Raw genomic sequence first — 24,704 nt, forward strand, 5'->3', positions numbered from 1 at the left:
TAATACGAGCAAGTCCCTGCTTTTCGCGCGCAGTGGATCGGCGGGCAGTTTGCCCGATGGTCTGGTGGTCAGCAATACGGTTTGGAAGAGGAGGTGACACGAATGTGAGAGCGAGCAGGCTCACTCTCACATTCTGATATTGCGGTGCTCAGGCGGGGGTATCGAGATTCAGGTGCAGGTTGTCGATCAACCGGGTGGTGCCGAGGAACGCAGCCACCAGAATCACCAGGTCACGATCTTCCGCCGTCGCCGGACGCAGGGTCAGGGCGTGGCGGATTTCCAGGTAGTCCGGACGCAGGCCGGCGGCTTCCAGCTGTTGCCGCTGTGCCTGGATCAGGGCCGGGAAGTCGCGCTCGCCCTGCTTGATCGACTCGGCGATGCTGCTCAGGGCGCGATAGACCACGGGCGCCACGGCACGTTGTTCCTCGCTGAGGAAACCGTTGCGCGACGACAGCGCCAGGCCGTCGGCGGCACGCACGGTCGGCTCGCCAATGATCTGGATCGGCATGTTCAGGTCATGCACCAGCGCACGGATCACCGCCAGTTGCTGGTAGTCCTTCTGACCGAAGATCGCCAGATCCGGCTGAACCATGTTGAACAGTTTGCTGACCACGGTCGCCACGCCTTCGAAGTGCCCCGGACGGCTGGCACCGCACAGGCCTTCGGACAAGTGCGGCACGCTGACCCGAGTCTGGCCGGCCATGCCGTCGGGGTACATCTCTTCGACGGTCGGGGCGAACAGCAGGGAGCAGCCGGCTTCCAGCAGCTTTTCCTGATCCGCCGCCAGGGTGCGCGGGTATTTGTCGAGGTCTTCGCCGGCGCCGAACTGCAGCGGGTTGACGAAAATGCTCGCGACCACGAAGTCCACTCGCTGCCTGGCCTTGGTGATCAGTGCGATGTGGCCGCTGTGCAGGTTGCCCATGGTCGGCACGAAGCCGATGCGCTTGCCTTCGCTGCGGGCGCGCGCCACGGCAGCGCGCAGTTCACGTACGGTTTTAACGGTGTTCATGCAGAGAATCCGTGTTCGATCCCAGGGAAAGTGGCGGCTTTGACTTCGCTGACGTAAGCCTTCAATGCGGACTGGATGCTGTCCTGACCCTGCATGAAGTTCTTGACGAATTTCGGTACGCGGCCGCTGATCGACAGGCCGAGCATGTCGTGCAGCACCAGGACCTGACCGTCGGTGTCGGCGCCGGCGCCGATGCCGATCACCGGGATTTTTACTGCGCTGGTGATTTCGGCAGCCAGTTCGCTCGGCACGCATTCCAGCAGCAACATGGCCGCGCCGGCCTGCTCCAGGGAAATCGCGTCGGCGCGCATCTGGCGTGCCTGGTTTTCGTTGCGACCCTGCACTTTATAGCCGCCGAGAATGTTCACGGCTTGCGGGGTCAGGCCCATGTGGGCGCAGACCGGAACGCCGCGTTCGGCCAGCAGGCGGATCGACTCCGCCAGCCACAGCGCGCCTTCGACCTTGACCATGTGTGCGCCGGCCTGCATCAGCATGGCGCTGTTGGTCATGGTTTGTTCAAGGGTGGCGTTGGCCATGAAAGGCAGGTCGGCCAGGATCAGGGCGTCGGTGTTGCCGCGCTTGACGCTGGCGGTGTGGTAGGCCATTTCCGCAATGGTCACCGGCAGGGTGCTGTCGTGACCTTGCAGGACCATGCCGAGGGAGTCGCCCACCAGCAGCACTTCGACACCGGCCTCGTTGCAGGCGTGGGCGAAGGTCGCGTCATAGCAGGTCAGCATGGTGATCTTTTCACCTTTCTGCTTGAGGCTCTGGAGCGTGGTCAGGGTGATGGCTGGCATGTAAGAAATCCTCGTTCAGGCGCTTTGGAAACTACTGCGAGTAACGCGCGTGATTCGTCATCTACTCAGGCGCACGTTCTTTTGTCGTGCTTATAAGGCCTGGATTGCGCCCTTGTATGCCGGGTTGGCGGCAGCGGGACGCCTATAGTCGTGATGAGGCCTCAGGAAGTCAATTGCATGTGTTACCGCATTGTTACGACGGGAGTGTTACCGGCGTTACTGATGCGATTCAGCGGGCCGGCGGGCCTGATCTGCGGAGTTTTTGTCCTACAAGAACGCAAAATGCGGGAGCCAGTTTGCTCCCGCATCGGCGGTTTGGGTCAGGCGTGGGAGAGCCGTTCGAGGCCGACGAACGGGCAGGCTTTCAGAAGATCGGCAAGGGTGCGGCCATCAGCCAGGTGCAGATCTTCGGGGGCCAGTTCGGCCAGGGGATACAGAACGAAGGCGCGTTCCTGCATGTGGTAATGCGGGACTTTGAGGCGCGGCTCGTCGATCAGTCGGTCACCGAACAACAGGATGTCCAGGTCCAGCGTGCGCGGGCCCCAGCGCTCCAGGCGTTCGCGGCCCTGACCGTTTTCGATGGCTTGCAGGGCATCGAGCAGTTCCAGTGGGGCGAGTGTGCTGTCGAGCGCCGCGACCGCGTTGGTGTAACGCGGTTGGCCCGGCAGCAACGAATCGCTCTGGTAAAAGGCCGAGACGCCGACCAGCGCGCTGTCTGGCAATTGCCCCAGCGCATCGACCGCGCTGCGCAGTTGTTCGGCGGGGTCAGCCAGATTGCTGCCCATGCCGATGTAGATGCGTTCCATGCCTTATTCGCCCGTGGCGCTCGGTGCGCCTGCGCGCTTGCGCTTGGAACCGCTGCTGCGGCGACGCTTGCGCGGAGCACCGCTGGCGCCGTCTTCCTTGCCGCTGAGGTCGCGGATCATGTCGCGGCGCTCGCTGTCATTGGCGTCCTGATAATCGGTCCACCATTCGCCCAGGCCATCGGTCTGCTCGCCGGCGCTTTCACGCAGCAGCAGGAAGTCGTAGCCGGCGCGGAAGCGCGGATTGTCCAGCAACAGATCGGCGCGTTTGCCGCTGCGGCGCGGCAGGCGTTCCTGCATGTCCCAGATCTCGCGGATCGGCATGGTGAAGCGTTTTGGAATCGCAATGCGCTGGCACTGTTCGGCGATCAGCTCGTGGGCGGCTTCCTGCATCGCCGGAATCGGCGGCATGCCACGCTCTTGCAGACGCAACACGCGGGCCGGCAGGGCAGGCCACAGCAATGCGGCAAACAGGAACGCCGGGGTCACCGGTTTGTTCTGCTTGATCCGCAGATCGGTGTTGGTCAGCGCTTCGCTGATCAGCGTGTGGGTGTATTCCGGGTTGTATTCCAGCGCATCGGCACTGGCCGGGAACAACGGCGCGAACAGTTGCAGGTCGACCAGCATTTCGAAGGTGATGGCGCCATGTCCGGAGAGGAACAGCTTGAGCACTTCCTCGAACAGCCGGGCCGACGGAATTTCGCGCAGCATCGGTGCCAGCTCGCGGATCGGCTGGACGGTGTGCTTTTCGATGCCAAAGTTGAGCTTGGCGGCGAAACGCACGGCTCGCAGCATCCGCACCGGGTCTTCCTGGTAACGCTGCTTCGGGTCGCCGATCAGGCGGATCAGATGATTGCGGATGTCGTGCACGCCGTTGGCGTAATCGAGAATGCGCTCGCTGACCGGATCGTAATACAGGGCGTTGATGGTGAAGTCGCGGCGTTGCGCGTCTTCTTCCAGCGTGCCGTAGACGTTGTCGCGCAGAATGCGCCCGCTCTCGTTGCGCGAAGACTGGTTGCTGTCTTCGTCATCTTCGTTTTGCGGGTGATTGGCGCGGAAGGTCGCGACCTCGATGATTTCGCGACCGAAATGGATGTGCACCAGCTTGAAGCGGCGGCCGATGATCCGCGCATTGCGGAATTCGGCGCGGACCTGCTCGGGAGTGGCGCTGGTGGCGACGTCAAAGTCTTTGGGCGTGATGCCCAGCAGCATGTCGCGCACGCAACCGCCGACCAGATAAGCCTGGTAACCGGCGCCTTGCAGACGTTCGACGATATTGACCGCGTAACGGCTGAATTGGCCCTTTTGCAGCGAATGTTGGCCGCTGTTGAGGACTTCAGGCGTGCTACGGATGTGTTGAGTACGACGAACGGGAGTTCGGAATGACTGGAACAACTTCTTCAGCATGGGATGCACTGTTTGAAGGAATGTTCGGCCAGACCAAAGAATGACCGCATGATGGGCCGGGATTCTAGCATTTAGTCGAGTGATGGTGTAGGACGCAGGCATTTTGCGCTGCAAGCCGCAGGCTAAAGGCGTCGAAAAGGATGAGTGAGGGGGATTTTGCTGCGGGGGAGAAACTACAAGGGGAGCCGAAGCTCCCCAAGAAGTAGTTGCGTGCTCTTTTTATTATTGATTCGGGCTTCTTGTTTTTGTTGAGTGCCCTCGCCATGAAGCTTTTCCTTCATGACCCTCCCAATCGGGAGCCAAGAGCAAACGGATTGCTTTGGTCGCTGAATTGCAGTGATCTCTCGATCCAACCAGTACAGGCTCTGTCTTAAGACAGTTTTTGTTGTTCTCGGCCTGGTCGTGGGGCAAGCCCCAAATACAACGCCTCTCCAAAAGAATCAGTTAGCTGCGCCTCTCGCCGTCTTGTTTTTATTGTGCGTGAGTCGATTCGTCTTATTTTTATTGTCTTGTGCATTGCTTGTTATTGTTCTTGTACCAAATCATATAGCAGGTGCCGTGCCAACTTTTGCGAACCCCAATAAAACAAGGGGTTAGGTCGATATAACCGTTTTTGCAGGGCGAAAAAAAGCCGGGGTTTCGTTACCGATAACCCCGGCTTCTGTTACGTGAAAAGACTGAGGTAACAGTTTTTTCACATCCTCAACCGTTACCCGCACACTCGACAGGTAACGTTCAGCTCTCGCTGGCGACCCCGGTCTTGCGCCGTGGAATGCCCAGACGCTGACGGCGCTCCCACAGGCATTTGCGGCTGACGCCCAGTTTGCGCGCCAGTTCGGTCTCGGTCATGTGGTCCTGATGCTCGAGCACGAAATGCTGGAAGTAATCTTCCAGCGACAGATCTTCGGTCGGCTCGTGGCTGCTGTTGCTGGCGTTACCGGCCGGTTGCGCCGGCAGACCGATGAACTCATCGTCCTCCAGGTCACCCAGCTCGATGTCGATGCCCAGCAGGTCGGCAGAGATTTCCGGGCTTTCGCTCAGAATCACGGCGCGCTCGACGGCGTTTTCCAGCTCCCGCACGTTGCCCGGCCAGGAATAGTGCCGGATCGCCTGTTCGGCATCGGCGGCAAATTTCAGGTCGGTGCGGTTGATGCGCGCACTTTGGCGAGCGAGGAACGCATTGGCGATTTCGTTGACGTCGGCGCCACGCTCGCGCAGGGCCGGCAGTTTCAACGCGATCACGTGGAGGCGGTAGTACAAGTCCTCACGGAACTGGCCAATTTTCGCCAGGCTCTTGAGGTCGCGGTGGGTTGCGGCGATCAGTCGGACATCGACCTTCTGCGACTGGACCGAGCCAACCCGGCGAATTTCGCCTTCCTGCAATACGCGCAGCAGGCGGGCCTGTGCTTCCAGTGGCAATTCGCCGATCTCGTCGAGGAACAGCGTGCCGCCGTCCGCCGCTTCCACCAGGCCGGCGCGACCGGCGCTGGCACCGGTGAACGCGCCTTTCTCGTGACCGAACAGTTCGGACTCGATCAGGCTTTCCGGAATGGCGGCGCAGTTCACCGAGATCATCGGCGCCTTGGCGCGTTTCGACAGATTGTGCAGGGCGCGGGCCACCAGCTCTTTACCGGTGCCGGACTCGCCCTGGATCAATACATTGGAATCGGTCGGGGCGACTTTGCGGATCTTGCCGTAAAGGTCCTGCATCGGAGGGCAGGAGCCGATGATGCCGATCTCGCCGTTGCTGTTGTCGACGGCGGATTTGCCGTTACCGTTGGCAGTTTTGCCGGTAACAACTTCGCCGGCAGCCGGCGCCGACTGGCGATCACGCAGGATCCGCGCGACAGCTTGAAGCATCTCGTCGTGGTCGAAAGGCTTGGCGATGTAGTCCACCGCGCCCATCTTCATCGAGTCGACCGCCGAGCGCAGGCTGGCGTAGCTGGTCATGATCAGCACCGGCGTGCCCTGGCCGAGCTTGATCAGCTCGGTGCCCGGAGCACCCGGCAGACGCAGGTCGCTGACGATCAGATCGAAAGTGGGAATACTGAAGCGTTCTTGTGCTTCCTGCACTGAACCGGCTTCGCTGACCTGGTACTGGTTGCGTTCCAGCAGGCGGCGCAAGGCGGAGCGGATAATGGTTTCGTCTTCGACGATCAAAATGTGCGGCATTGATTCGATACTCTCGACGGTCTCAGTTCACAGCGGACGTCGCTTCGACATGACGCGGCAATGTCACCCGGATACGGGTGCCGCGCTGGCTCTGAACATCAGCCGGGCTGTCGATGGTGATTTGTCCATAATGCTCTTCAACGATGGAATAGACCAGTGCAAGGCCCAGACCGGTGCCTTCGCCAGGATCCTTGGTGGTGAAGAAGGGTTCGAACAATCGATCCATGATGCTCGATGGAATACCGCTGCCTTCGTCCTCAACGATCAGATCGACCGTGTGTTCGCCGGCTTCGCTCTTGACCCGCACCGCACTGCCGGCAGGCGAGGCGTCACGGGCGTTGGAGAGCAGATTGATCAGAACCTGGGCGAGCCGCTGCGGGTCGCCTTCGACCCAGTGATCGGGGTCGCACAGGTTGTAGAACTGGACTTCGAAGTTGCGTCGGTTCAGGGCCAGCAGACCGATGGCGTCCTGAGCCACTTCCGCCAGACAGACGGGCTCGTCGCTGTGCTGATGGCTGCCGGCGTGGGCGAAGCTCATCAGCGACTGCACGATGCGCGACACGCGTTTGGTCTGCTCGAGGATCTGGCCGCTGATTTCCGTCAGTTCGCCGTCTTCTTCGCGTTCTTCCCGAAGGTTTTGCGCAAGGCAGGCAATGCCGGTGATCGGGTTGCCGATTTCATGGGCCACGCCAGCCGCGAGACGACCGATGCTGGCCAGCCGTTCGGAGTGCACCAGTTTATCTTCGAGCATCTGGGTTTCGGTCAGGTCTTCCACCAGCAACACAAGGCCGCTGTTGCCCGGCGCGAGAGGCTCGTCGATGGCCGCTTTGTGCAGGTTCAGCCAGCGGGTCTGGCCGTCGAGGGCCAGGTGCTGTTTGTGCAGGTGCTCGTCGGGCAGGTTGATGAAGCCTTGCAGCAATTCTTTCCACGGGTTGGCGATGGTGCTCAAGCGCGAGCCGACAACCCGTTGCGCTGCAATCCCGGTCAGCTCTTCCATGGCCTTGTTCCACATCAGGATCTCCTGATCCTTGGCCAGCGAGCAGACGCCCATCGGCAGTTCCTGCAGGGTCTGGCGGTGGTAGCGGCGCAGGGCGTCGAGCTCGGCGGCCAGACCGGTGAGGCGCGAGTGGTAGTCCTCAAGGCGACTTTCAATGAAGTGAATGTCTTCGGTGACGTAGTTTTCACCGCCCGCCTTGTACGGCAGGAAGGTTTCCACCATGTCCTGGGCGACGCTCGGGCCCATCAGGCCGGAGAGGTTGGCTTCGATCCGGTCACGCAAGCGGCGCAAGGCATAAGGGCGGCGCTCGTCGAAAGGCAGATAAAGGTCGCGCAGGGCCTGTTCGACTTCCTTTTGCGCCGCTTTGGCGCCCAATGGTTTGGCCAGTTGCGTGGCGAATTCCTGCGGCGAGGCGGCGTGCAGCTCCCGGCGTTGCGGGCGACGCACGTTGTCCACCGCGCAGGCTTCGGCGGCGCTGGCCTCTTCCGGGCTGGCATTGGTGAACAGCGAAATCAAAGTGAACATCAAGACGTTGGCCGCCAGCGAGGCGATGGCCGCCATGTGCCAGCTGGTGTCGTCCAGCACGTAGATCATGTTCAGCAGCGGGATATAGAAACCCTGCAGATTGCCGACCAGCGGCAGCAGCATGGTCACCACCCACACCAGAATCCCCGCCAGCAGACCGGCGATGAAACCGCGGCGGTTAGCGGTCGGCCAGTACAGCACCGACAACACGCCCGGCAGGAATTGCAGGGTGGCCACGAACGCGACGATGCCGAGGTTGGCCAGATCCTGTTCGGCACCGAGCATCAGGTAGAAGCAGAAACCGGCCATGATGATCGCGACGATCAGCGCCCGGCGGGTCCATTTCAGCCAGCGGTAGATGTTGCCTTCAGCCGGAGGCTGGTAGAGCGGCAGCACCAGATGGTTCAGGGCCATGCCAGAAAGCGCCAGCGTGGTGACGATGATCAGGCCGCTGGCCGCCGACAGACCGCCGACGTACGCCAGCAGCGCCAGCGCCTTGCTGTTGGCAGCAATGCCGATGCCGAGGGTGAAGTATTCCGGATTGGTGGTGGCGCCGAGTTTCAGGCCGGCCCAGAGAATCAGCGGCACGGCCAGACTCATCAGCAGCAGGAACAGCGGCAGGCCCCAGCTCGCACTCACCAGCGAACGCGGGTTGAGGTTCTCGGTAAAGGTCATGTGATACATGTGCGGCATCACGATCGCCGAGGCGAAAAACACCAGCAGCAACGTGCGCCACGGGCCTTCCTGCAAAGGGGTGTGCAGGGCGGCGAGGGCGGTCTGGTTCTGCAGCAGCCACAGTTCAAGTTGTTGCGGACCGTCGAATACACCGTACAAGGCATAGAGGCCGACGCCGCCGAGAGCGGCCAGTTTGATCACCGACTCGAAGGCGATCGCAAACACCAGCCCTTCGTGCTTTTCACGGGTGGCGATATGGCGCGAGCCGAAGAAGATCGTGAACAGAATGATCAGCGCACAAAACGCCAGGGCCACGCGATTCTGCACCGGTTCACCGGTAAGAATGCCGATGGAGTCGGCCACGGCCTGGATCTGCAACGCCAGCAACGGCAATACACCGATCAGCATGAAAATCGTGGTCAGCGCACCAGCCCAGGTGCTGCGGAAACGGAAGGCGAACAAGTCCGCCAGCGACGACAGTTGATAGGTGCGGGTGATCTTCAGGATCGGATACAGCAGCACCGGCGCCAGCAGAAACGCGCCGGACACCCCGAGATAACTGGACAGAAAGCCGTAGCCGTACTGATAAGCCAGACCGACCGTACCGTAGAACGCCCACGCACTGGCGTAGACCCCCAGCGACAGGGTGTAGGTCAGCGGATGGCGAATGATCGCCCGCGGGATCATGCCCCGTTCACTGATCCAGGCCACTCCGAACAGCGCGGCCAGGTAGGCGGCGCTGATCAGCAGCATCTGGGTCAGGCTAAAGCTCATCGGCATCTTTTTGGCTCTGAAGGATGAAGGTCACGACGATCAGGATCAGCCAGAGCAGATAAGGGCGATACCAGGCGCCCGTGGCGTCGATCCACCAATCCATGATGGCGGGAGAAAACAGGTAGATCCCCACGACCAGAAGCAGGACCAAGCGATAGATGTACATCCCGGCCTCTCTTTTTTATGCGCGTGCCCGAAAACGTGCGGCGATGGTAACGGATGGGCGCGCCACTGCAAGTGTCGTCACAGCAGTTGCGCTTCAGGCAGGGTCAGTGTGCGCGGGATTTTCGAGGCATCCCAGTGGGCGCTGCCCCAATTCAACAGTTCTTGCGGCGAGGCGTGGGCCAGTTCGGCGCCGGGATTTTGCCCCAGCGCGCGCAAGGCGCGCAGCAGCAGTGGCGTGGCCTGATCGGCTTCCAGCGGTGGCGAGCGGTAGGACTTGCCGAGCTTGTTGCCGTCGGGCTGGGTAATCAGCGGCAGGTGCAGATAACGCGGCTGGCGCAGGCCCAGCAGTTCTTGCAGGTAGAGTTGGCGCGGCGTCGAGTCGAGCAGATCGGCGCCGCGCACGATGTCGGTGATGCCCTGCCAGGCGTCGTCCAGCACCACCGCCAGTTGATAGGCGTACAGGCCGTCGCGGCGGCGGATCACGAAATCACCCACGTCACGGCCCAGGTGCTGACGGTATTCGCCCTGCACCCGGTCGATGAAGTGATATTCCAGCTCGGGCACGCGCAGGCGGATCGCGGCGTCTTCCTGGCCATGGCCGGCATTGCGGCACAGTCCCGGATAAATGCCGTGATAGGGCTCCAGTTGTTTGCGCGAGCAGGTGCAGGCGTACGCCAGACCGTGATTGAACAGGCTGTCGAGCACTTGGGCGTAGGCTTCATGCCGGTCGCTCTGGCGGACCATTTCGCCGTCCCATTCGAAACCGTAGCTTTCCAGCGCTTTGAGAATCGCCGCCTGTGCTCCGGGCTCTTCTCGGGGCGGATCGAGATCTTCCATGCGCACCAGCCAGCGGCCGTTCACCGAACGGGCATCCAGATAAGAAGCAAGCGCAGCCACCAGCGAACCGAAGTGCAGGTGCCCACTGGGCGTCGGGGCAAAGCGGCCGATGTAGGCGGGGGAGTTGTTGGCAGTCATGAGAGCGATGCTACTAGAGAGTCAAAAAACAGCAGAAACAAAAACGGAGCGTTCGCACGCTCCGTTTCTCGTTCAGGTCGGGATTACTTGCCGACCTGCTTTTCCTTGATTTCCGCAAGGTTCTTGCAGTCGACGCACATGTCGGCGGTCGGGCGGGCTTCGAGGCGCTTGACGCCGATCTCGATGCCGCAGGAATCACACCAGCCGTACTCTTCGTCTTCGATCAGTTGCAGCGTCTTGTCGATCTTCTTGATCAACTTGCGCTCGCGGTCGCGGGCACGCAGCTCAAGGGCGAATTCTTCTTCCTGGCTGGCACGGTCGGCCGGATCAGGGAAGTTGGCTGCTTCGTCTTTCATGTGATCAACAGTGCGGTCGACTTCCTGCATCAAGTCCAGTTTCCACTTGGTCAGGATCTTGGTGAAGTGCGCGCGCATGGGCTTGCCCATGTACTCTTCGCCTTCGGCCGGAACGTAAGGTTCGAAACCGCTGATCGCCTGTTGCTGCTGTTGCTTTGCTTGGGTGGGCATGAAATGGACCGCCTCTACTCTTGTAATCCATTGCGCAGGATTGCTCCATCACCGACACCTGCCGGCCCTGCGGCTGCAAGCGGGCGAACTTACCAGATCAATTCGGCCCGCGCTACTCCCGGATGTCGAGCCCGCGGCCGGTGGTGCTTGCAAATGTTTGCCAAGCCATGTCTGGTGGTGCTGGAGACCTGACAATCAATCATTTTAGTCAATCCTGGAGCGTACGCTTGTGTCGTTACAGTCCAGTGTTCTTGAGGCTGTGACCGCTACGGGTTCTCGCTCGTTCCGGCAGATGGGTAGAATCGTTTCTTTTCCCTCGTTGAAGGAAGGCCAATGGCTCAGCCCTACAGTGCGCGCAGTCGTGCGATCGAACCGTTCCATGTGATGGCATTGCTGGCGCGGGCCAATGAATTGCAGGCTGACGGCCACGACGTGATCCACCTGGAAATCGGCGAACCGGACTTCACGACCGCCGAACCGATCATCCGCGCCGGCCAGGCCGCGTTGACGGCGGGGAAAACCCGTTACACCGCCGCCCGTGGCATTCCTGAGTTGCGTGAGGCGATTTCCGGTTTCTACCAGACCCGCTATGGCCTGAATATCGATCCGCGACGGATTCTGATCACGCCGGGTGGCTCCGGGGCGCTGCTGCTGGCCAGCGCGTTGCTGGTGGATCCGGGCAAGCACTGGTTGCTGGCCGATCCCGGTTATCCGTGCAACCGGCACTTTCTGCGCCTGGTTGAAGGCGCGGCGCAGCTTGTTCCTGTCGGGCCGGATGTACGCTATCAACTGACGCCTGATCTGGTGGAGCGCCACTGGGATCACGACAGTGTCGGCGCACTGGTCGCCTCGCCGGCCAACCCGACCGGCACGATTCTGACCCGCGATGAGCTTTCGGGGTTATCCACAGCCATCAAGGCGCGGCACGGGCATCTGGTGGTGGACGAGATCTACCACGGCCTGACTTACGGCACCGATGCCGCCAGCGTGCTGGAAGTCGACGACAGTGCGTTTGTCCTCAACAGTTTCTCCAAATATTTCGGCATGACCGGATGGCGCCTCGGCTGGCTGGTGGCGCCGGATGCGGCGGTCAGTGAGCTGGAAAAACTCGCGCAGAACCTCTACATCAGTGCGCCGAGCATGGCCCAGTATGCGGCGCTGGCCTGTTTCGAGCCGGATACCATTGCGATCCTCGAGGAGCGCCGCGCCGAATTCGGCCGTCGTCGCGATTTCCTGCTGCCCGCACTGCGGGAGCTGGGCTTCAATATCGCCGTGGAGCCGGAAGGCGCGTTCTACTTGTATGCCGATATCAGCCAGTTCGGCGGTGATGCCTTCGCGTTCTGCCGTCACTTCCTTGAAACCGAGCACGTGGCGTTCACCCCGGGCCTGGATTTCGGTCGCTATCAGGCCAGTCATCACGTGCGCTTTGCCTACACGCAAAACCTTCCTCGCCTACAGGAAGCGGTGGAGCGCATCGCCCGTGGCTTGAAGAGCTGGCAAGGCTGATGCGCTTTCATCCTCCTCTTGAAGAAGGCCGGTTGATCCGCCGTTACAAGCGCTTTCTCGCCGACATCGAAACCGTTGGCGGCGAATTGCTGACGATTCACTGCCCGAACACCGGTTCGATGCTCAATTGTCAGGTCGAGGGAGGTCAGGTCTGGTTCAGCCGCTCCAATGACCCCAAGCGCAAGCTGCCCGGCACCTGGGAAATTGGCGAAACCCCGCAGGGCCGGTTGTTCTGTGTGAACACCGGGCGCGCCAACACGCTGGTCGAAGAAGCGTTGCAGGCCGGTGTCATCAGCGAGTTGAACGGTTTTACCGCGCTGAAGCGTGAAGTGGCCTACGGACAGGAAAAAAGCCGTATCGACTTTCGCCTCGAATACCCGACCGGGCCGGCGTACGTGGAAGTGAAAAGTGTCACGCTGGGGTTCGACGGTACGGCGGTGGCGGCCTTTCCCGATGCGGTGACAGAGCGCGGCGCCAAGCATTTGCGTGAGCTCGCGCATCTGGCGCGCGACGGGATTCGGGCGGTGCAGTTGTACTGCGTGAACCTGACCGGCATCGAGGCGGTGCGCCCAGCCGTGGAAATCGATTCGGCCTACGCCGATGCCTTGCGTGAGGCGGTGGCGTCCGGGGTCGAGGTGCTGGCTTATGGTGTGCGGTTAAATCATGAGGAAATGTTGATCGATCGTCGGCTGGACGTATTGCTCGACGGTTAAACGTCGACCCACAGCCCTTGTGCGTCCTCACGGCAATCGATGACCGTCAGCGATTGCCCGGCGCAGGGGCCCGCCACGCATTCACCGTCCTCGATCAGAAACAGTGCGCCATGAGTGGCGCACTGGATCAGGCTGTTGCTCGGGTCGAGAAACTGGTCGGGTTGCCATTCGAGCCCGACGCCCCGGTGCGGGCAACGGTTGAGGTAGACGTACGCCTGCCCGGCCCGGCGTACGGCGAACAGTTTTTTACCGTCGATCTCGAAACCGCGGCTGGCGGCCTCGGCCAGATCGGCGCCCGTGCACAGAAACTTCATGGCTATCCTCAAGTGTCAGCTCATGTCCGGATATGTCCGAGCTTGACGTTTAAATGCAAACAATTATCAAATGGCCGCCTTCGCCCGCTGCGCGGTGACCGCTGCCGAGGATACTTGGCCTGCCGTCCCGATGCCCGGGAAAATCCTTCAAGGAAGCTGTCTATGCGCCTGAGTACCCGCGTTGCCGTGCTGTGTGTCGGACTTTTTGTCAGCCACCAGGCTGCAGCGGCCCAATTGCCGCAACGTTGGGTCAGTGCCGGCGGTGCCTTGTCGGAGTGGGTGAGTGCCTTGGGCGGCGAGGCGAAACTGGTGGGCGTCGACACCACCAGCCAGCATCCCGAATCCCTCAAGTCGCTGCCGAGCATTGGTTACCAGCGCAGTCTGTCGGCGGAAGGCATCCTCAGCCTGCGTCCGGACATCCTGATCGGCACCGAGGAAATGGGCCCGCCTCCGGTGATCACGCAGGTTCGCGGTGCCAAGGTGCAGGTGGAATTGTTCTCCGCTCAGCCGGATCTGCCGACGCTGGAAAAAAACGTCACCCATCTGGGCCAGTTGCTGGGCGCCGAGACTCAGGCGACGCAACTGCTGCAAAGTTATCAACAGCAACTCGACGCACAGAAGGCGCGAGTGGTTGCGGTGCAGTCAAAACACAAGGCTCCCGGTGTGTTGTTGCTGCTCGGGCATGCCGGCGGCAAACCATTGATTGCCGGCAAGGACACCGCCGCCGATTGGCTGCTGCAACAGGCGGGCGGGCACAACCTGGCCACCCACACCGGTTACAAACCGTTTTCCGTGGAGTCCCTGGCCGGGCTCGACCCCGAAGTGTTGGTGTTTGCTGACCGCGCACTGACCGGCGAAGCGGCGAAAGCGGCGCTGTTCAAGGAGAACCCGATCCTCAATTCCAGCCGTGCGGCCAAGTCCGGACGCGTGCTGGAGCTGGACCCGACGCTGCTGGTCGGCGGGCTCGGGCCGCGTTTGCCGGGAGCGCTGAAAACCCTGTCAGACGGTTTCTACCCGACCCAGAGCGGCCAATGACCACGCTGGTCAAACCCCGTGGCTTGTTCATCGGCCTGATCCTGCTGTGTCTGTTGGCGATCTGGCTGTCGCTGGCCTTGGGGCCGGTCAGCCTGCCGCTGTTTGATACCTTACGGGCGGCTTTGCGCATGATCGGCGTGCCGTTGGCACCGGACGGGCTGGAACAGGCTGAGCTGATTCTTGGGCAGATTCGCCTGCCGAGGACTTTGCTCGGGTTGGCCGTCGGCGGCGTGCTGGCGTTGTCCGGTGTGGCGATGCAGGGCTTGTTTCGCAATCCGCTGGCCGATCCCGGGTTGGTTGGCGTCTCCAGTGGCGCTGCTTTAGGCGCGGCGGTGGCGATTGTCGGCGGTTCGTTTTTCGGCGGTTTGCCGGAGTGGTTCGGGCCGTATCTGCTGTCTGTGTGTGCATTTCTCGGTGGTCTTGGTGTGACGGCGCTGGTCTACCGGCTCGGCCGTCGCAACGGGCAGACCAATGTCGCGACCATGTTGCTGGCAGGCATCGCCCTGACTGCGCTCGCCAGTTCTGCTGTGGGGCTTTTTACCTATCTGGCGGACGACGCGACCCTGCGAACCCTGACTTTCTGGAACCTTGGCAGTCTCAACGGCGCGAGTTATGCGCGGTTGTGGCCGTTGCTGATCATCAGCGCCGGTGTCGCACTTTGGCTTCCTCGCCGGGCGAAGGCGCTGAATGCGTTGCTGCTCGGGGAGTCGGAAGCCGGACATCTGGGGATCGATGTCGAGCGACTCAAGCGTGAACTGGTGTTCTGCACGGCGCTGGGTGTCGGCGCTGCAGTGGCGGCGGCAGGGATGATCGGCTTCGTCGGGCTGGTAGTACCGCATCTGGTGCGTTTGCTCGCCGGGCCGGATCATCGCGTGTTGTTGCCGGCTTCGGTGCTGGCCGGTGCCAGTCTGTTGTTACTGGCGGATCTGGTGGCGCGGCTGGCGCTGGCGCCGGCAGAGTTGCCGATTGGCATTGTCACCGCATTCATCGGCGCGCCGTTCTTCCTTTATCTGCTGCTGCGAGGACGTGCCTGATGTTGCGTGCGCAGAATCTGCATATCCGCCGTGGCCGCAAGACGGTACTGGCTGACGTCAATCTGCAACTGGAGCCTGGTGAAGTGCTCGGTGTACTCGGCCCCAATGGCGCCGGCAAAAGCACTTTGCTCGGAGCATTGTGCGGGGAACTGACGGCCAGTGAAGGCAGCGTTTCTCTCGACGGCGAAGCCTTGAGCCATTGGAGTGGCATTCAGCGCGCTCAGCGGCTGGCGGTATTGCCCCAGGTGTCGACGCTGGATTTTGCCTTTCGCGTCGAAGAAGTGGTCGGGATGGGGCGTTTGCCGTATCAGACCGGCAGAGTGCGCGACGACGAGATTGTTGCCGCCGCGTTGCTGGCAGCGGATGCCGGTCATCTGAGCGGACGCAGTTATCTGGCGTTGTCCGGTGGCGAGCGCCAGCGGGTGCATCTGGCCCGCGTGCTGGCGCAGTTGTGGCCGGGGCAGGCCGGGCAGACCTTGTTGCTGGATGAGCCGACTTCGATGCTCGATCCACTGCATCAACACACCACCCTTCAAGCCGTGCGTGAGTTTGCCGATCGTGGCGCTGCAGTGATGGTGATCCTGCATGATCTGAACCTGGCGGCGCGCTATTGTGATCGCATCCTGCTGCTTGAAGGCGGGCGCCCGGTGGCGCTGGACACGCCGCAGCAGGTGTTGCGTCCGGAGTCGCTCAAGGCCGTGTTCGGTCTGGAGGTTTTGGTGCAGTCACACCCGGAGCGCGGGCATCCGCTGATCATCGCCCGCTGATTTCGTCATCGAGGTGAAAGCATGCGTGGGATTTTGCTGTTTGCGGTGTTGTTGCTTGGCGGTTGCCAACATGTCGCTCCGCCACCGGTCACTGGCGAGATTCGCGACCTGCGCAGCGGAACACTGATTACCCCGCACGAGTTGCTGACGCGTCTGGGCAAGCCGGCACGGGTGATCGTCGGTGAGCAACATGACAACGCCGATCATCATGCTGTGCAATTGTGGCTGTTGCAGACGCTGGGCGAAGCGCGTCCCCAGGGCAGTCTCCTGCTTGAAATGCTGACACCCGATCAACAATCGCGGGTTGATGACGTACACCATTCCGCAAAGCCTCCTGTTGATCTTCCGGTCGAGCTGGCGTGGCAGGACGGTTGGGACTGGAAACTCTACGGGCCGATTGTGCGGTTTGCTTTCACGCAACCGTATCCACTGTTGGCGGCCAATCTCGATAACATTGAAATTCGTGCGTTCTATCGCGACCCTCCGGTATTGAAGGGGGATCGCAGCAACGCCGAGTCGGTGAAAAACGAGCTGGCCGGGCAGATCAACGATTCTCACTGCGGTTTGCTGCCCCAATCGCAAATGCCGGCGATGCTGGCGGTGCAGCAGCAACGGGATCGGCGGATGGCCTCACGGTTGATGGCGGCGCCTGCGCCAGCGTTGTTGTTCGCTGGTGCGTTCCATGCGCGCAAGGATGTTGGTGTGCCGCTGCATGTGCTGGATCTGGGCGCGCCCGAAGCGCCGACGGTGCTGATGCTGGCGGAGCAGGGCAGCGAGGTCACGGCGGCCATGGCCGATTATGTCTGGTTCACGCCGGCCACACCGAAACCGGATTACTGCGCCGAGATGCGTAAACAGTTCGGCCAATGACTTTCTCGCAGGCAAAAAAAGACCCGGTAAAAACCGGGTCAAATAACCGTGATTAGCCTGATGAGGAGATAATCTGAGAGTCCGAACCAAGGGCTTTTCAGAATATCGACTGATCTCGCGACCAGTTGTGATAATCATAGCGATTCTCATTAACAAGTCAACGTGTGTTTTTCCATTTCTTCGTTTTTGTTTGGGGAATGGCTGAAAAGTCCTGCAAACACTGGGCTTCAGACTGGACGGTCAAGTGCCGTGAGCTGCTTGTTGAGCTGGTCGATGCGCCGGGCCATGCTTTCGATCAGGCTGTGGGCGATTTTCGGATTGCTGCGGGTCATGCTCAAAAACTGATCGCCTGGAATCAGCATCACCGTGCTCGGCTCGCAGGTAACGACGGTAGCGTTGCGCGGTTCGCCGGTAAATATCGCCATGGCGCCGAAAATCTCGTCCTTGGGCACTTCCCCAACCTTGTGCCCGTCGACGAATGCCTGCGCGTGTCCCTCGATGATCACGAACACGTGATCGGCGGGGTCGCCCTCGCGGATCAACACTTCTCCGGCCTCGACCCGTTTGAAGCCATTGGTGCTGCGAAACTCCCGTGGCTTCAGCTCGGCAACCGCATGGGCCAGGAGCGCCATTTGCCCGAGCAGATAGTGCAGAAACTGCTCCGAACGTACGGGTTCCGAATGCACATGCTGAAACAAATCGCGTCGACGATAGGGCAGGAGGCTCAGCGGGCCTTCCGAACGCAGGATGCAATCCGTCCAGTCCGGGCTTTGCTGCAGACCGATCAGATCACCTTCCTGCCAATAGAAAAGCGCCCGGCCACCGAACTGGCCGTTGATGATGCCCTCTGTCAGTAAAAACAGCTGATCACCCGGCAACTGCGCCTTCAGATCATCCGTGGCCTCCAGTTCCAGCACGGGCCCGCACGGTTCAAGGTCCCGCAGAAATTGACCGGGCAGACTCTGCAAACGGTTGATCATTGCTTCGGCCGGCGCCGATTGTTCCCCGAGCAGATACATGAAGGTGGGTGCCCGTCAGTTCTTGTGGCGAGAGGAAATGGCTTCGAGCTGTTTGTTCAGTGCGTCCTTGCGTTCAGCGGGGATGTCATTCCAGTGCACATCCATCAAGGCGCCTTCGATTGCATACAACAACACCTTCGACGCCCGGAACCCGCGCGTGCGCACGGCCCGATAGGCATCCACGGCGCCCAGGCGACGCAGATCCGAGGCGCTGTGGATGCCCACGGCATGCAGCCATTGCGCCGACGTCTTGCCAAGATTCTTCAGGTGTTGCAGTTCATCATTCATCAAGCCTCCTTGCGACGGCCGAATGGTGCGTGGGCGAGCTTCTCAGGAGTGTAGCCATCAGTAGGAAAAGCGTGGTTGTTTGGTCGGATTCGACGCAAACGCTTCTAAGAAAGGTCAGGTTTTCGCTGATGAATCAGGACGGGGAGGGCGTGGGAAAAGCGCGAATAGCACGCAGTCCAGCGCAAAGCGGGGGCGCTGGACGGGTCAGCCTCTCGGTGGCTTAGCGAGTGCGATAGCGCAGGCGTGTACCGAAGTTCATCGACATCAGGATTTCGTCTGCACTCAGTTCCGGCGGGAAGTAAGCGCCGGAAATCTGCGCGTGGGCCAGGCTCGCACCTTCCAGCGCCGCATTGCGAAAGTCGATGCCACGCAGATCAGCGGAACGGAAGTAGGCGTCCCGGAAATCCACGCCATCGGCGTTCAGTTCACGCAGGTCGAGGCCGCGAAAATCACCGCCGACCATATCGATCGGACCGTCTTTCGGACGTTCTTTGTTGAAACCGGTTATGTCGTCTTTGTGCAGCAAGGCATAAAGCGGGGTATCGAGAAGTTTCGGCTGGCTCATGTCAGATCACCTGTTGGTTTTATGACGCCAGTATAGTGCCACTATTTGACGGCCGTGAAGCGAGCGAGGGCTTCACGGCCGAAATAGTTTCTTACAGACCTGGCAGGCGCTGGCGGATTTGCGCCACGACAGTGTCCAGGGTGCCGGACTCATTGGTCTGCACGCGCTTGCTGCGCAGGATTTCGTCCGGGGTCAACGCTTCACGATTGGCTTGTTGCGCTTCGATCACAGCCAGCGTGGCGTCGGACGGATCCTTTTTGTCTGCCTGACGCAGGGCCAGCCAGCTCTCGATCACCGCTTGTGGCGCGTTGCAGTCGAGGATCAGGAACGGCGCGCCAGTGGCCTCGGCGACCTTGGCTGCGCTGTCACGTTGTTCGCGCTTGAGGTAAGTGGCATCGATCACTACCGGGAAACCGGCGTGCAGGATCACTTCGGCGATTTCATGCAGGCGAGCATAAGTCGCTATGCTGGCGTCGGCGCTGTAAATCCCGGCCTGAACATCATTGGCAACGGTTTGCTCGCCGAACAGACGCTTGCGTTCAACATCGGAACGCAGGCGAATTGCGCCCAGCGCCTCGACCAGACGCATGGCTACGTGGCTTTTGCCTACAGCGGATACGCCGTGGGTGATCGCCATGAAGCGCGAAGGAATGGTGCTGTAGCTTTCCGCCAGGTTGGCGTAGTTGCGGTACTGCCGCAGGGTGGTGGCGCGCTGCACCGGGGTTGCGTCGGCCGGCATGCTGAACAGCGCAACTTTCGCGCGAACCAATGCGCGGTAAGCCTTGTAGAAGTTCAGTACTTCCAGGCCCTGATAGTCGCCGGTCAGCTCCAGGTATTGGCTGATGAAACGACGGGCCAGGGATTTCAGGCCGCGGTCTTCCAGGTCCATCGCCAGGAAACCGGTGTCGGCCCAAACGTCGGTGAAACGGAACGGTTCGTTGAATTCGATGCAGTCGAAGATCACCACTTTGCCGTCGATCAGCGTGGCGTTGCCCAGGTGAATGTCACCATGGCATTCGCGGGTGAAACCTTTTGCCTTGCGCTGGGCGAACAGTGGCTTCAAGCGTTCGAAGCTGCTTTCGGCCCAGGCTTGCAGGGCATCCAGTTGCAGCAGATCGGCCTTGTCACTGAGGAACGGCAGGATTTGTTCGAAGTTCTGGCGAACCGGCGCCATCACGCTTTCAGGCGTGCCGGCATCGTGCTCGGCCGGGACTTTCGGCGCGCTGAGGTGGAAACGAGCAATCTGCTCGGCCATTTCGTCGATGTGTGTGGTGGTCAGCTCGCCATTGGCTTGCAGGGTGCTCAGCAGGCCGGTCTGCGGGAACTGGCGCATTTTCAGCACGTATTCGATGGCCGGGCCTTCGCCACCCAGTTGCGGGGCTTCGACAGTGCCGGTGACTGGAATCACTTCCAGATACAAATCGTCGGTCAGGCGCTGGTTGAGGCGCAGCTCTTCGCCGCAGAAATGCTCGCGGGATTCGAGGCTGGTGAAGTCGAGAAAGCCGAAGTTCACCGGCTTCTTCACTTTATAAGCGTAAGGACCAGTGAGCAGGACCCACGAGATATGGGTTTCGATGACCTGAAACCCTTCGACAGGGTGCGCAAACAGGGCCGGGTTTTGCAGGGCGGCGATCAGGGACTGGCTCACAGGCGATCCTTCAGAGACTGGGGAAATTCGAGGTCGCCATTATGGCCGCTCGCCAGCCCGACGCAAACCTCGGAGCGCTCCTGTTGAGTATGAATAAAGTGCGTATAATCCGCCGCCATGACTCGTACTCGATCCCCCCGCACCCCTAAAAAACCACCTTCCCGGGGCCTGCGCCCATGGTTGGGCTGGGCCCTTAAACTCAGTCTGGTCGGCCTTGTGGTGCTGGCTGGCTTCGCCGTTTACCTCGATGCCGTGGTGCAGGAGAAATTCTCCGGCAAGCGCTGGACCATCCCGGCCAAGGTATACGCGCGTCCGCTCGAGCTGTTCGTCGGACAGAAACTGAGCAAGGACGATTTCCTCACCGAACTCGACGCCCTGGGCTATCGCCGCGAGGCCGTGAGCAATGGCCCCGGCGCTGCAGCCGTCAACGGCAATACCGTCGATCTGAACACCCGTGGCTTCCAGTTCTATGAAGGCCTCGAGAAACCGCAGCCGGTGCGCGTGCGTTTCTCCGGTGATTACGTGGCCGAGCTTTCGGCGACGAACGGTTCGAAGTTGTCGGTGGTGCGCCTGGAGCCGCTGATGATCGGCGGGATCTACCCGAAAAACCTTGAAGACCGGATTCTGATCAAGCTCGATCAGGTGCCGCCGTATCTGCTGGAAACCCTGGTCGCGGTGGAAGACCGCGATTACTACAGTCACTGGGGTGTGTCGCCGAAGTCGATTGCCCGGGCGATCTGGGTCAACACCTCTGGCGGCAAGATGACTCAGGGCGGCAGTACGCTGACCCAGCAACTGGTCAAGAACTTCTACCTCACCAACGAACGCAGCCTGACCCGCAAGCTCACCGAAGCGATGATGGCGCTGTTGCTCGAGGTGCATTACGACAAGAAGGAAATTCTTGAGGCCTACCTCAATGAAGTCTTCGTCGGTCAGGACGGTCAGCGTGCGGTACACGGTTTCGGCCTGGCCAGTCAGTTCTTCTTCGGCCAGCCATTGTCCGAGCTGAAACTGCATCAGGTCGCGCTGTTGGTCGGCATGGTCAAGGGCCCTTCCTATTACAACCCGCGTCGCAACCCGGAGCGGGCGCTGGAGCGACGCAACCTGGTGCTCGACGTGCTTGAGCAACAGGGCGTCGCCACTGCCGAGCAGGTCGAAGCCGCGAAGAAAATGCCGCTGGGCGTGACCTCGCGCGGCAAGCTGGCCGACAGCTCGTTCCCGGGCTTCATCGATCTGGTCAAACGCCAGTTGCGTGAAGACTACCGCGACGAAGACTTGACCGAGGAAGGTCTGCGGATCTTCACCAGTTTCGACCCGATCCTGCAGATGAAAGCCGAAGCTTCGGTCAACGACACCTTCAAGCGTCTTTCCGGCCGCAAGGGTTCCGATGACGTGGAAGCGGCGATGGTCGTGACCAACCCGGAAACCGGCGAGGTCCAGGCGATGATCGGCAGCCGTCAGGCCAGTTACGCCGGGTTCAACCGGGCACTGGATGCGGTGCGACCAATCGGCTCGCTGGTCAAACCTGCGGTTTATCTGACGGCACTGGAGAAACCGAGCCAGTACACGCTGACCAGTTGGCTGTCGGACGATCCGCTTTCCATCAAGGGCGCGGATGGCCAGGTCTGGAAACCGCAGAACTATGATCGTCGCTCCCACGGTACGGTGTTCCTCTATCAAGGGCTGGCGCACTCCTACAACCTGTCGACCTCGCGTCTCGGGCTGGCGGTGGGTGTTCCGAATGTCCTCAAGACCATCGGGCGTCTGGGCGTAACTCGCGAGTTCCCGGCCTTCCCGTCGATGCTGCTGGGTGCCGGTGGCATGACGCCGATCGAAGTCGCGACCATGTACCAGACCCTCGCCAACGGTGGTTTCAATACGCCGATGCGCGGGATTCGCAGCGTGCTGACCGCCGAGGGCGAGCCGCTCAAGCGTTATCCGTTCCAGATCGAGCAGCGTTTCGATCCGGCCTCGATCTACCTGATCCAGAACGCCATGCAGCGCGTCATGCGTGAAGGTACCGGCAGCTCGGTCTACAACGTGTTGCCCAAGACACTGACACTGGCCGGCAAGACCGGTACCAGTAACGATTCGCGCGACAGCTGGTTCGCCGGCTTCAGTCAGGATCTGCTGGCGGTGGTCTGGCTCGGTCGCGACGATAACGGCAAGACGCCGTTCACCGGTGCTACCGGTGCGTTGCAGGTCTGGACCAGTTTCATGCGCAAGGCCGATCCGCTGCCGCTGGACATGCCGCAGCCGGACAACGTGGTTCAGGCGTGGGTCGATTCGCGTACCGGCCAGGGCTCTGATGCCAACTGTCCGGGCGCCGTGCAGATGCCGTATATTCGCGGCAGCGAACCGCCACCCGGCGCCTCCTGCGCGGGCGAAAGCCCGGCGTCGAGCGAGTCGGTGATGGATTGGGTCAAGGGCTGGATGAATTAAGCGAAGAGGGTTTCAAGTGAACAAGTGGTTGATTCCAGCGGTGACCGCCGTGGCTTTGCTCAGCGGCTGCTCCACCGTACAGCGTGGTTCGATCCCGGTTGTCGATTCGGGCACGGCTGTGTCCAACAGTGAACGCATTTCGGCCAATGGTGGCTTCCGGCAGACGACGGTGAAACGTCCTGTGCAGGGCCAGACTCAGGCTATCCCGCAGGGCGATACCGGTGTGGTGGTGATGGTGCCGGGTGGCGCTGCGACGTCGACGCCGATCAGCAGCTCGCCGATCGTGCCGGGCCCGGCGTCCGGTGGTATCACTGCGGGGCCATACAACCCTTCGCCGGTCGAATCGGCACCGATAAGCTCCGGCAGTTACAGCATGCCTTCGACGCCTAGCGGTATTCCTTCGGCCAGCAGCGGTGGCGGTCTGTCCGCCGACGAGCAACTGGACGGCCCGGTGCTCGCCTTGTTGACCACCGCGCAGCAACAGCAGGCCGGTGGTGATCTGAACGGTGCGTCCTCCAGCCTTGAGCGCGCTCAGCGTGTTGCCCCGCGTGAGCCACAAGTGCTTTACCGTCTGGCGCAGGTGCGCATGGCTCAGGGCGATGCCCCGCAAGCCGAGCAAACCGCCCGCCGCGCGCTGACCATGGCCAACGGTCGTCCGGACTTGCAGGCCAGCCTGTGGGAACTGATTGCCCAGGCTCGCGAAAAACAGGGTGATTCCGCCGGCGCCGCACTGGCCCGTCAGAAGGCCAAGGTTTCGCTGTGATGGACGCGCGTTTCTCGAAAGTTGCCGATCAACTGCTGTTGATCGAGCGCGAACTGCGCGCCCAGGGCTGGTGGGATGACGTCCAGCCTTCGGCTGAAGCCTTGAGCAGTGTCGAGCCGTTCTCGGTCGACACGCTCGATTTCGAGCAGTGGCTGCAATGGATCTTCCTGCCGCGGATGAAGATGATCCTCGAACAGGACCTGCCATTGCCCAACGCCTCGGGCATTCAGGAAATGGCCGAAATGGTCTTCGCCCAGCGCAATCTGCAGGGCAAGGATCGGCAGTTGCAGGTATTGCTCAAAGAGTTCGACCTGCTGATCACTGCTTCGCGCTGAACGGCCGACTGCCAGTGATCACTGGCAGTTCTCGGCAATCTGCTTCTGCGTCTCTGCGATACGCTCCTGACGTTGCGTATCGCTCAGCCGACGCAATTCCCCCTCGGTCTCTTCCCTCAAGCGCGGATTGTTCTGCAACTGCGCCAGGTTCGTGCGTGTCTGTTCGCAGAAGGTCTTGAGCTGAGTCTGTTGCTCGGCGACCTGTTTCCTGACCTTGTCATCGATGGCTTTCTGATCGCCCAACGCGCCGCTGCCGGGCATCGCGGTGGGGCGCGGAGCAGGCGAGGGCGGCGTTTGCACTGTGGTCGCCGTTTGACCTTGTGGCGGCTGCGCATCGAAATGCGTGACACCTTGAGCATCGACCCATTTGTAGATCTGACCGGCCATGCACCAGGTGCTGAGGCCGATCAGCAGGATGACGAGGAGCGTTCGCATGCTGATTCCTTGGCAAAATTGCGCAATTGACGCTAACAGAGTAGCGCTTTTCAGGTTTTTTCTTGCGTTCTCATGTGCTTACCCACAATTAAGCACATTGACGGCTTGACTTGGAGAGGGCGAAACAGAAGAATCCAAAGTCCG

At 61.1% G+C, this 24,704-nt stretch carries 24 protein-coding genes; 9 read left to right on the forward strand and 15 right to left on the reverse strand.

What is annotated here, in order from left to right:
* Nucleotides 1-148 precede the first annotated feature (148 nt).
* The 9 genes from panC to dksA all read right to left on the reverse strand — a co-directional run bounded on the left by panC (nucleotide 149) and on the right by dksA (nucleotide 10,826).
* Nucleotides 149-1,009, reverse strand: a complete 861-nt coding sequence (gene panC, locus AC1RMX_RS22295) for a pantoate--beta-alanine ligase (protein WP_457380223.1) — start codon at nucleotides 1,007-1,009, stop codon at nucleotides 149-151.
* A complete protein-coding gene (panB, locus tag AC1RMX_RS22300) occupies nucleotides 1,006-1,806 on the reverse strand; it encodes a 3-methyl-2-oxobutanoate hydroxymethyltransferase (protein ID WP_096820903.1) in 801 nt (266 codons plus the stop codon). Before panB ends, panC begins: the two co-directional genes overlap by 4 nt.
* Before the next feature lie 320 nt (nucleotides 1,807-2,126).
* Nucleotides 2,127-2,612, reverse strand: a complete 486-nt coding sequence (gene folK, locus AC1RMX_RS22305) for a 2-amino-4-hydroxy-6-hydroxymethyldihydropteridine diphosphokinase (RefSeq protein WP_096820904.1) — start codon at nucleotides 2,610-2,612, stop codon at nucleotides 2,127-2,129.
* A gap of 3 nt (nucleotides 2,613-2,615) precedes the next feature.
* Complete coding sequence (locus tag AC1RMX_RS22310; RefSeq protein ID WP_493073033.1) at nucleotides 2,616-4,016, reverse strand: polynucleotide adenylyltransferase PcnB; 1,401 nt, start codon at nucleotides 4,014-4,016, stop codon at nucleotides 2,616-2,618.
* Between the two features lie 735 nt (nucleotides 4,017-4,751).
* Nucleotides 4,752-6,188 (reverse strand): sigma-54-dependent transcriptional regulator, encoded by a 1,437-nt coding sequence (locus tag AC1RMX_RS22315; protein ID WP_096820907.1) that lies wholly within the window; start codon nucleotides 6,186-6,188, stop codon nucleotides 4,752-4,754.
* A 22-nt stretch (nucleotides 6,189-6,210) separates the two neighbouring features.
* Nucleotides 6,211-9,165 (reverse strand): sensor histidine kinase, encoded by a 2,955-nt coding sequence (locus tag AC1RMX_RS22320; RefSeq protein ID WP_167748781.1) that lies wholly within the window; start codon nucleotides 9,163-9,165, stop codon nucleotides 6,211-6,213.
* The gene (locus tag AC1RMX_RS22325) at nucleotides 9,149-9,325 is read right to left on the reverse strand and encodes a hypothetical protein (RefSeq protein WP_003176118.1); all 177 of its coding nucleotides are present in this window, start codon (nucleotides 9,323-9,325) and stop codon (nucleotides 9,149-9,151) included. Before AC1RMX_RS22325 ends, AC1RMX_RS22320 begins: the two co-directional genes overlap by 17 nt.
* Nucleotides 9,326-9,402: 77 nt before the next feature.
* Complete coding sequence (gluQRS, locus tag AC1RMX_RS22330) at nucleotides 9,403-10,299, reverse strand: tRNA glutamyl-Q(34) synthetase GluQRS (RefSeq protein ID WP_493073035.1); 897 nt, start codon at nucleotides 10,297-10,299, stop codon at nucleotides 9,403-9,405.
* A gap of 83 nt (nucleotides 10,300-10,382) precedes the next feature.
* Nucleotides 10,383-10,826, reverse strand: a complete 444-nt coding sequence (dksA, locus tag AC1RMX_RS22335) for an RNA polymerase-binding protein DksA (protein ID WP_085712147.1) — start codon at nucleotides 10,824-10,826, stop codon at nucleotides 10,383-10,385.
* Nucleotides 10,827-11,159: 333 nt separating this feature from the next.
* Between dksA and AC1RMX_RS22340 the strand changes: the two genes are divergently transcribed.
* Both AC1RMX_RS22340 and sfsA read left to right on the forward strand, forming a co-directional pair.
* Nucleotides 11,160-12,332 (forward strand): pyridoxal phosphate-dependent aminotransferase, encoded by a 1,173-nt coding sequence (locus AC1RMX_RS22340; RefSeq protein WP_493073037.1) that lies wholly within the window; start codon nucleotides 11,160-11,162, stop codon nucleotides 12,330-12,332.
* A complete protein-coding gene (sfsA, locus tag AC1RMX_RS22345) occupies nucleotides 12,332-13,045 on the forward strand; it encodes a DNA/RNA nuclease SfsA (protein ID WP_096820911.1) in 714 nt (237 codons plus the stop codon). The genes AC1RMX_RS22340 and sfsA overlap by 1 nt, the downstream gene beginning before the upstream one ends.
* On the opposite strand, the gene AC1RMX_RS22350 is transcribed toward sfsA, so the two are convergent.
* On the reverse strand, nucleotides 13,042-13,359 hold the full coding sequence (locus tag AC1RMX_RS22350) for a Rieske (2Fe-2S) protein (protein ID WP_102621079.1): 318 nt from the start codon (nucleotides 13,357-13,359) through the stop codon (nucleotides 13,042-13,044). The two genes, sfsA and AC1RMX_RS22350, sit on opposite strands and share 4 nt — an antisense overlap.
* 162 nt (nucleotides 13,360-13,521) lie before the next feature.
* Here AC1RMX_RS22350 and AC1RMX_RS22355 point away from each other — a divergent pair, with 162 nt between their 5' ends.
* The 4 genes from AC1RMX_RS22355 to AC1RMX_RS22370 are packed head-to-tail and all read left to right on the forward strand — an operon-like array spanning nucleotide 13,522 to nucleotide 17,065.
* A complete protein-coding gene (locus AC1RMX_RS22355; protein ID WP_102621078.1) occupies nucleotides 13,522-14,394 on the forward strand; it encodes a heme/hemin ABC transporter substrate-binding protein in 873 nt (290 codons plus the stop codon).
* A gap of 50 nt (nucleotides 14,395-14,444) precedes the next feature.
* Nucleotides 14,445-15,428 (forward strand): FecCD family ABC transporter permease, encoded by a 984-nt coding sequence (locus AC1RMX_RS22360; protein WP_170931651.1) that lies wholly within the window; start codon nucleotides 14,445-14,447, stop codon nucleotides 15,426-15,428.
* Nucleotides 15,428-16,195, forward strand: a complete 768-nt coding sequence (locus AC1RMX_RS22365; protein WP_493073038.1) for a heme ABC transporter ATP-binding protein — start codon at nucleotides 15,428-15,430, stop codon at nucleotides 16,193-16,195. The genes AC1RMX_RS22360 and AC1RMX_RS22365 overlap by 1 nt, the downstream gene beginning before the upstream one ends.
* 21 nt (nucleotides 16,196-16,216) lie before the next feature.
* Complete coding sequence (locus AC1RMX_RS22370; protein ID WP_493066724.1) at nucleotides 16,217-17,065, forward strand: ChaN family lipoprotein; 849 nt, start codon at nucleotides 16,217-16,219, stop codon at nucleotides 17,063-17,065.
* A gap of 227 nt (nucleotides 17,066-17,292) precedes the next feature.
* Here AC1RMX_RS22370 and AC1RMX_RS22375 read toward each other — a convergent pair whose 3' ends face one another.
* The 4 genes from AC1RMX_RS22375 to AC1RMX_RS22390 form a co-directional block, all read right to left on the reverse strand.
* On the reverse strand, nucleotides 17,293-18,084 hold the full coding sequence (locus tag AC1RMX_RS22375; protein WP_493073039.1) for a Crp/Fnr family transcriptional regulator: 792 nt from the start codon (nucleotides 18,082-18,084) through the stop codon (nucleotides 17,293-17,295).
* Nucleotides 18,085-18,099: 15 nt separating this feature from the next.
* Nucleotides 18,100-18,372: a TfoX/Sxy family protein gene (locus AC1RMX_RS22380; protein ID WP_003228231.1), complete on the reverse strand. Its 273-nt coding sequence runs from the start codon at nucleotides 18,370-18,372 to the stop codon at nucleotides 18,100-18,102.
* A gap of 220 nt (nucleotides 18,373-18,592) precedes the next feature.
* A complete protein-coding gene (locus tag AC1RMX_RS22385) occupies nucleotides 18,593-18,937 on the reverse strand; it encodes a pentapeptide repeat-containing protein (protein WP_096820917.1) in 345 nt (114 codons plus the stop codon).
* Between the two features lie 91 nt (nucleotides 18,938-19,028).
* A complete protein-coding gene (locus AC1RMX_RS22390; protein ID WP_493073040.1) occupies nucleotides 19,029-20,585 on the reverse strand; it encodes a bifunctional aminoglycoside phosphotransferase/ATP-binding protein in 1,557 nt (518 codons plus the stop codon).
* A 117-nt stretch (nucleotides 20,586-20,702) separates the two neighbouring features.
* Here AC1RMX_RS22390 and mrcB point away from each other — a divergent pair, with 117 nt between their 5' ends.
* From mrcB to AC1RMX_RS22405, 3 genes are read left to right on the forward strand one after another with little or no spacing between them, the layout of a single operon-like run.
* A complete protein-coding gene (mrcB, locus tag AC1RMX_RS22395; protein WP_102621072.1) occupies nucleotides 20,703-23,027 on the forward strand; it encodes a penicillin-binding protein 1B in 2,325 nt (774 codons plus the stop codon).
* A gap of 16 nt (nucleotides 23,028-23,043) precedes the next feature.
* Nucleotides 23,044-23,790, forward strand: coding sequence for a tetratricopeptide repeat protein (locus AC1RMX_RS22400; protein WP_096820920.1), 747 nt, complete (start codon nucleotides 23,044-23,046; stop codon nucleotides 23,788-23,790).
* A complete protein-coding gene (locus tag AC1RMX_RS22405; RefSeq protein WP_249483681.1) occupies nucleotides 23,790-24,125 on the forward strand; it encodes a YqcC family protein in 336 nt (111 codons plus the stop codon). Before AC1RMX_RS22400 ends, AC1RMX_RS22405 begins: the two co-directional genes overlap by 1 nt.
* Before the next feature lie 18 nt (nucleotides 24,126-24,143).
* Here AC1RMX_RS22405 and AC1RMX_RS22410 read toward each other — a convergent pair whose 3' ends face one another.
* Nucleotides 24,144-24,560 (reverse strand): DUF4124 domain-containing protein, encoded by a 417-nt coding sequence (locus tag AC1RMX_RS22410; RefSeq protein ID WP_493073042.1) that lies wholly within the window; start codon nucleotides 24,558-24,560, stop codon nucleotides 24,144-24,146.
* Between the last annotated feature and the right edge of the window lie 144 nt (nucleotides 24,561-24,704).

This window comes from Pseudomonas sp. GW822-FHT03F04, from assembly GCF_058801405.1.

Excerpts from the sequence above, each read along its gene's own strand:
- panC (WP_457380223.1), bottom strand. The coding sequence starts at position 1,009 with ATGAACACCGTTAAAACCGTACGTGAACTGCGCGCTGCCGTGGCGCGC.
- panB (WP_096820903.1), bottom strand. The coding sequence starts at position 1,806 with ATGCCAGCCATCACCCTGACCACGCTCCAGAGCCTCAAGCAGAAAGGT.
- folK (WP_096820904.1), bottom strand. The coding sequence starts at position 2,612 with ATGGAACGCATCTACATCGGCATGGGCAGCAATCTGGCTGACCCCGCC.
- AC1RMX_RS22310 (WP_493073033.1), bottom strand. The coding sequence starts at position 4,016 with ATGCTGAAGAAGTTGTTCCAGTCATTCCGAACTCCCGTTCGTCGTACT.
- AC1RMX_RS22315 (WP_096820907.1), bottom strand. The coding sequence starts at position 6,188 with ATGCCGCACATTTTGATCGTCGAAGACGAAACCATTATCCGCTCCGCC.
- AC1RMX_RS22320 (WP_167748781.1), bottom strand. The coding sequence starts at position 9,165 with ATGCCGATGAGCTTTAGCCTGACCCAGATGCTGCTGATCAGCGCCGCC.
- AC1RMX_RS22325 (WP_003176118.1), bottom strand. The coding sequence starts at position 9,325 with ATGTACATCTATCGCTTGGTCCTGCTTCTGGTCGTGGGGATCTACCTG.
- gluQRS (WP_493073035.1), bottom strand. The coding sequence starts at position 10,299 with ATGACTGCCAACAACTCCCCCGCCTACATCGGCCGCTTTGCCCCGACG.
- dksA (WP_085712147.1), bottom strand. The coding sequence starts at position 10,826 with ATGCCCACCCAAGCAAAGCAACAGCAGCAACAGGCGATCAGCGGTTTC.
- AC1RMX_RS22340 (WP_493073037.1), top strand. The coding sequence starts at position 11,160 with ATGGCTCAGCCCTACAGTGCGCGCAGTCGTGCGATCGAACCGTTCCAT.
- sfsA (WP_096820911.1), top strand. The coding sequence starts at position 12,332 with ATGCGCTTTCATCCTCCTCTTGAAGAAGGCCGGTTGATCCGCCGTTAC.
- AC1RMX_RS22350 (WP_102621079.1), bottom strand. The coding sequence starts at position 13,359 with ATGAAGTTTCTGTGCACGGGCGCCGATCTGGCCGAGGCCGCCAGCCGC.
- AC1RMX_RS22355 (WP_102621078.1), top strand. The coding sequence starts at position 13,522 with ATGCGCCTGAGTACCCGCGTTGCCGTGCTGTGTGTCGGACTTTTTGTC.
- AC1RMX_RS22365 (WP_493073038.1), top strand. The coding sequence starts at position 15,428 with ATGTTGCGTGCGCAGAATCTGCATATCCGCCGTGGCCGCAAGACGGTA.
- AC1RMX_RS22370 (WP_493066724.1), top strand. The coding sequence starts at position 16,217 with ATGCGTGGGATTTTGCTGTTTGCGGTGTTGTTGCTTGGCGGTTGCCAA.
- AC1RMX_RS22375 (WP_493073039.1), bottom strand. The coding sequence starts at position 18,084 with ATGTATCTGCTCGGGGAACAATCGGCGCCGGCCGAAGCAATGATCAAC.
- AC1RMX_RS22380 (WP_003228231.1), bottom strand. The coding sequence starts at position 18,372 with ATGAATGATGAACTGCAACACCTGAAGAATCTTGGCAAGACGTCGGCG.
- AC1RMX_RS22385 (WP_096820917.1), bottom strand. The coding sequence starts at position 18,937 with ATGAGCCAGCCGAAACTTCTCGATACCCCGCTTTATGCCTTGCTGCAC.
- mrcB (WP_102621072.1), top strand. The coding sequence starts at position 20,703 with ATGACTCGTACTCGATCCCCCCGCACCCCTAAAAAACCACCTTCCCGG.
- AC1RMX_RS22405 (WP_249483681.1), top strand. The coding sequence starts at position 23,790 with ATGGACGCGCGTTTCTCGAAAGTTGCCGATCAACTGCTGTTGATCGAG.
- AC1RMX_RS22410 (WP_493073042.1), bottom strand. The coding sequence starts at position 24,560 with ATGCGAACGCTCCTCGTCATCCTGCTGATCGGCCTCAGCACCTGGTGC.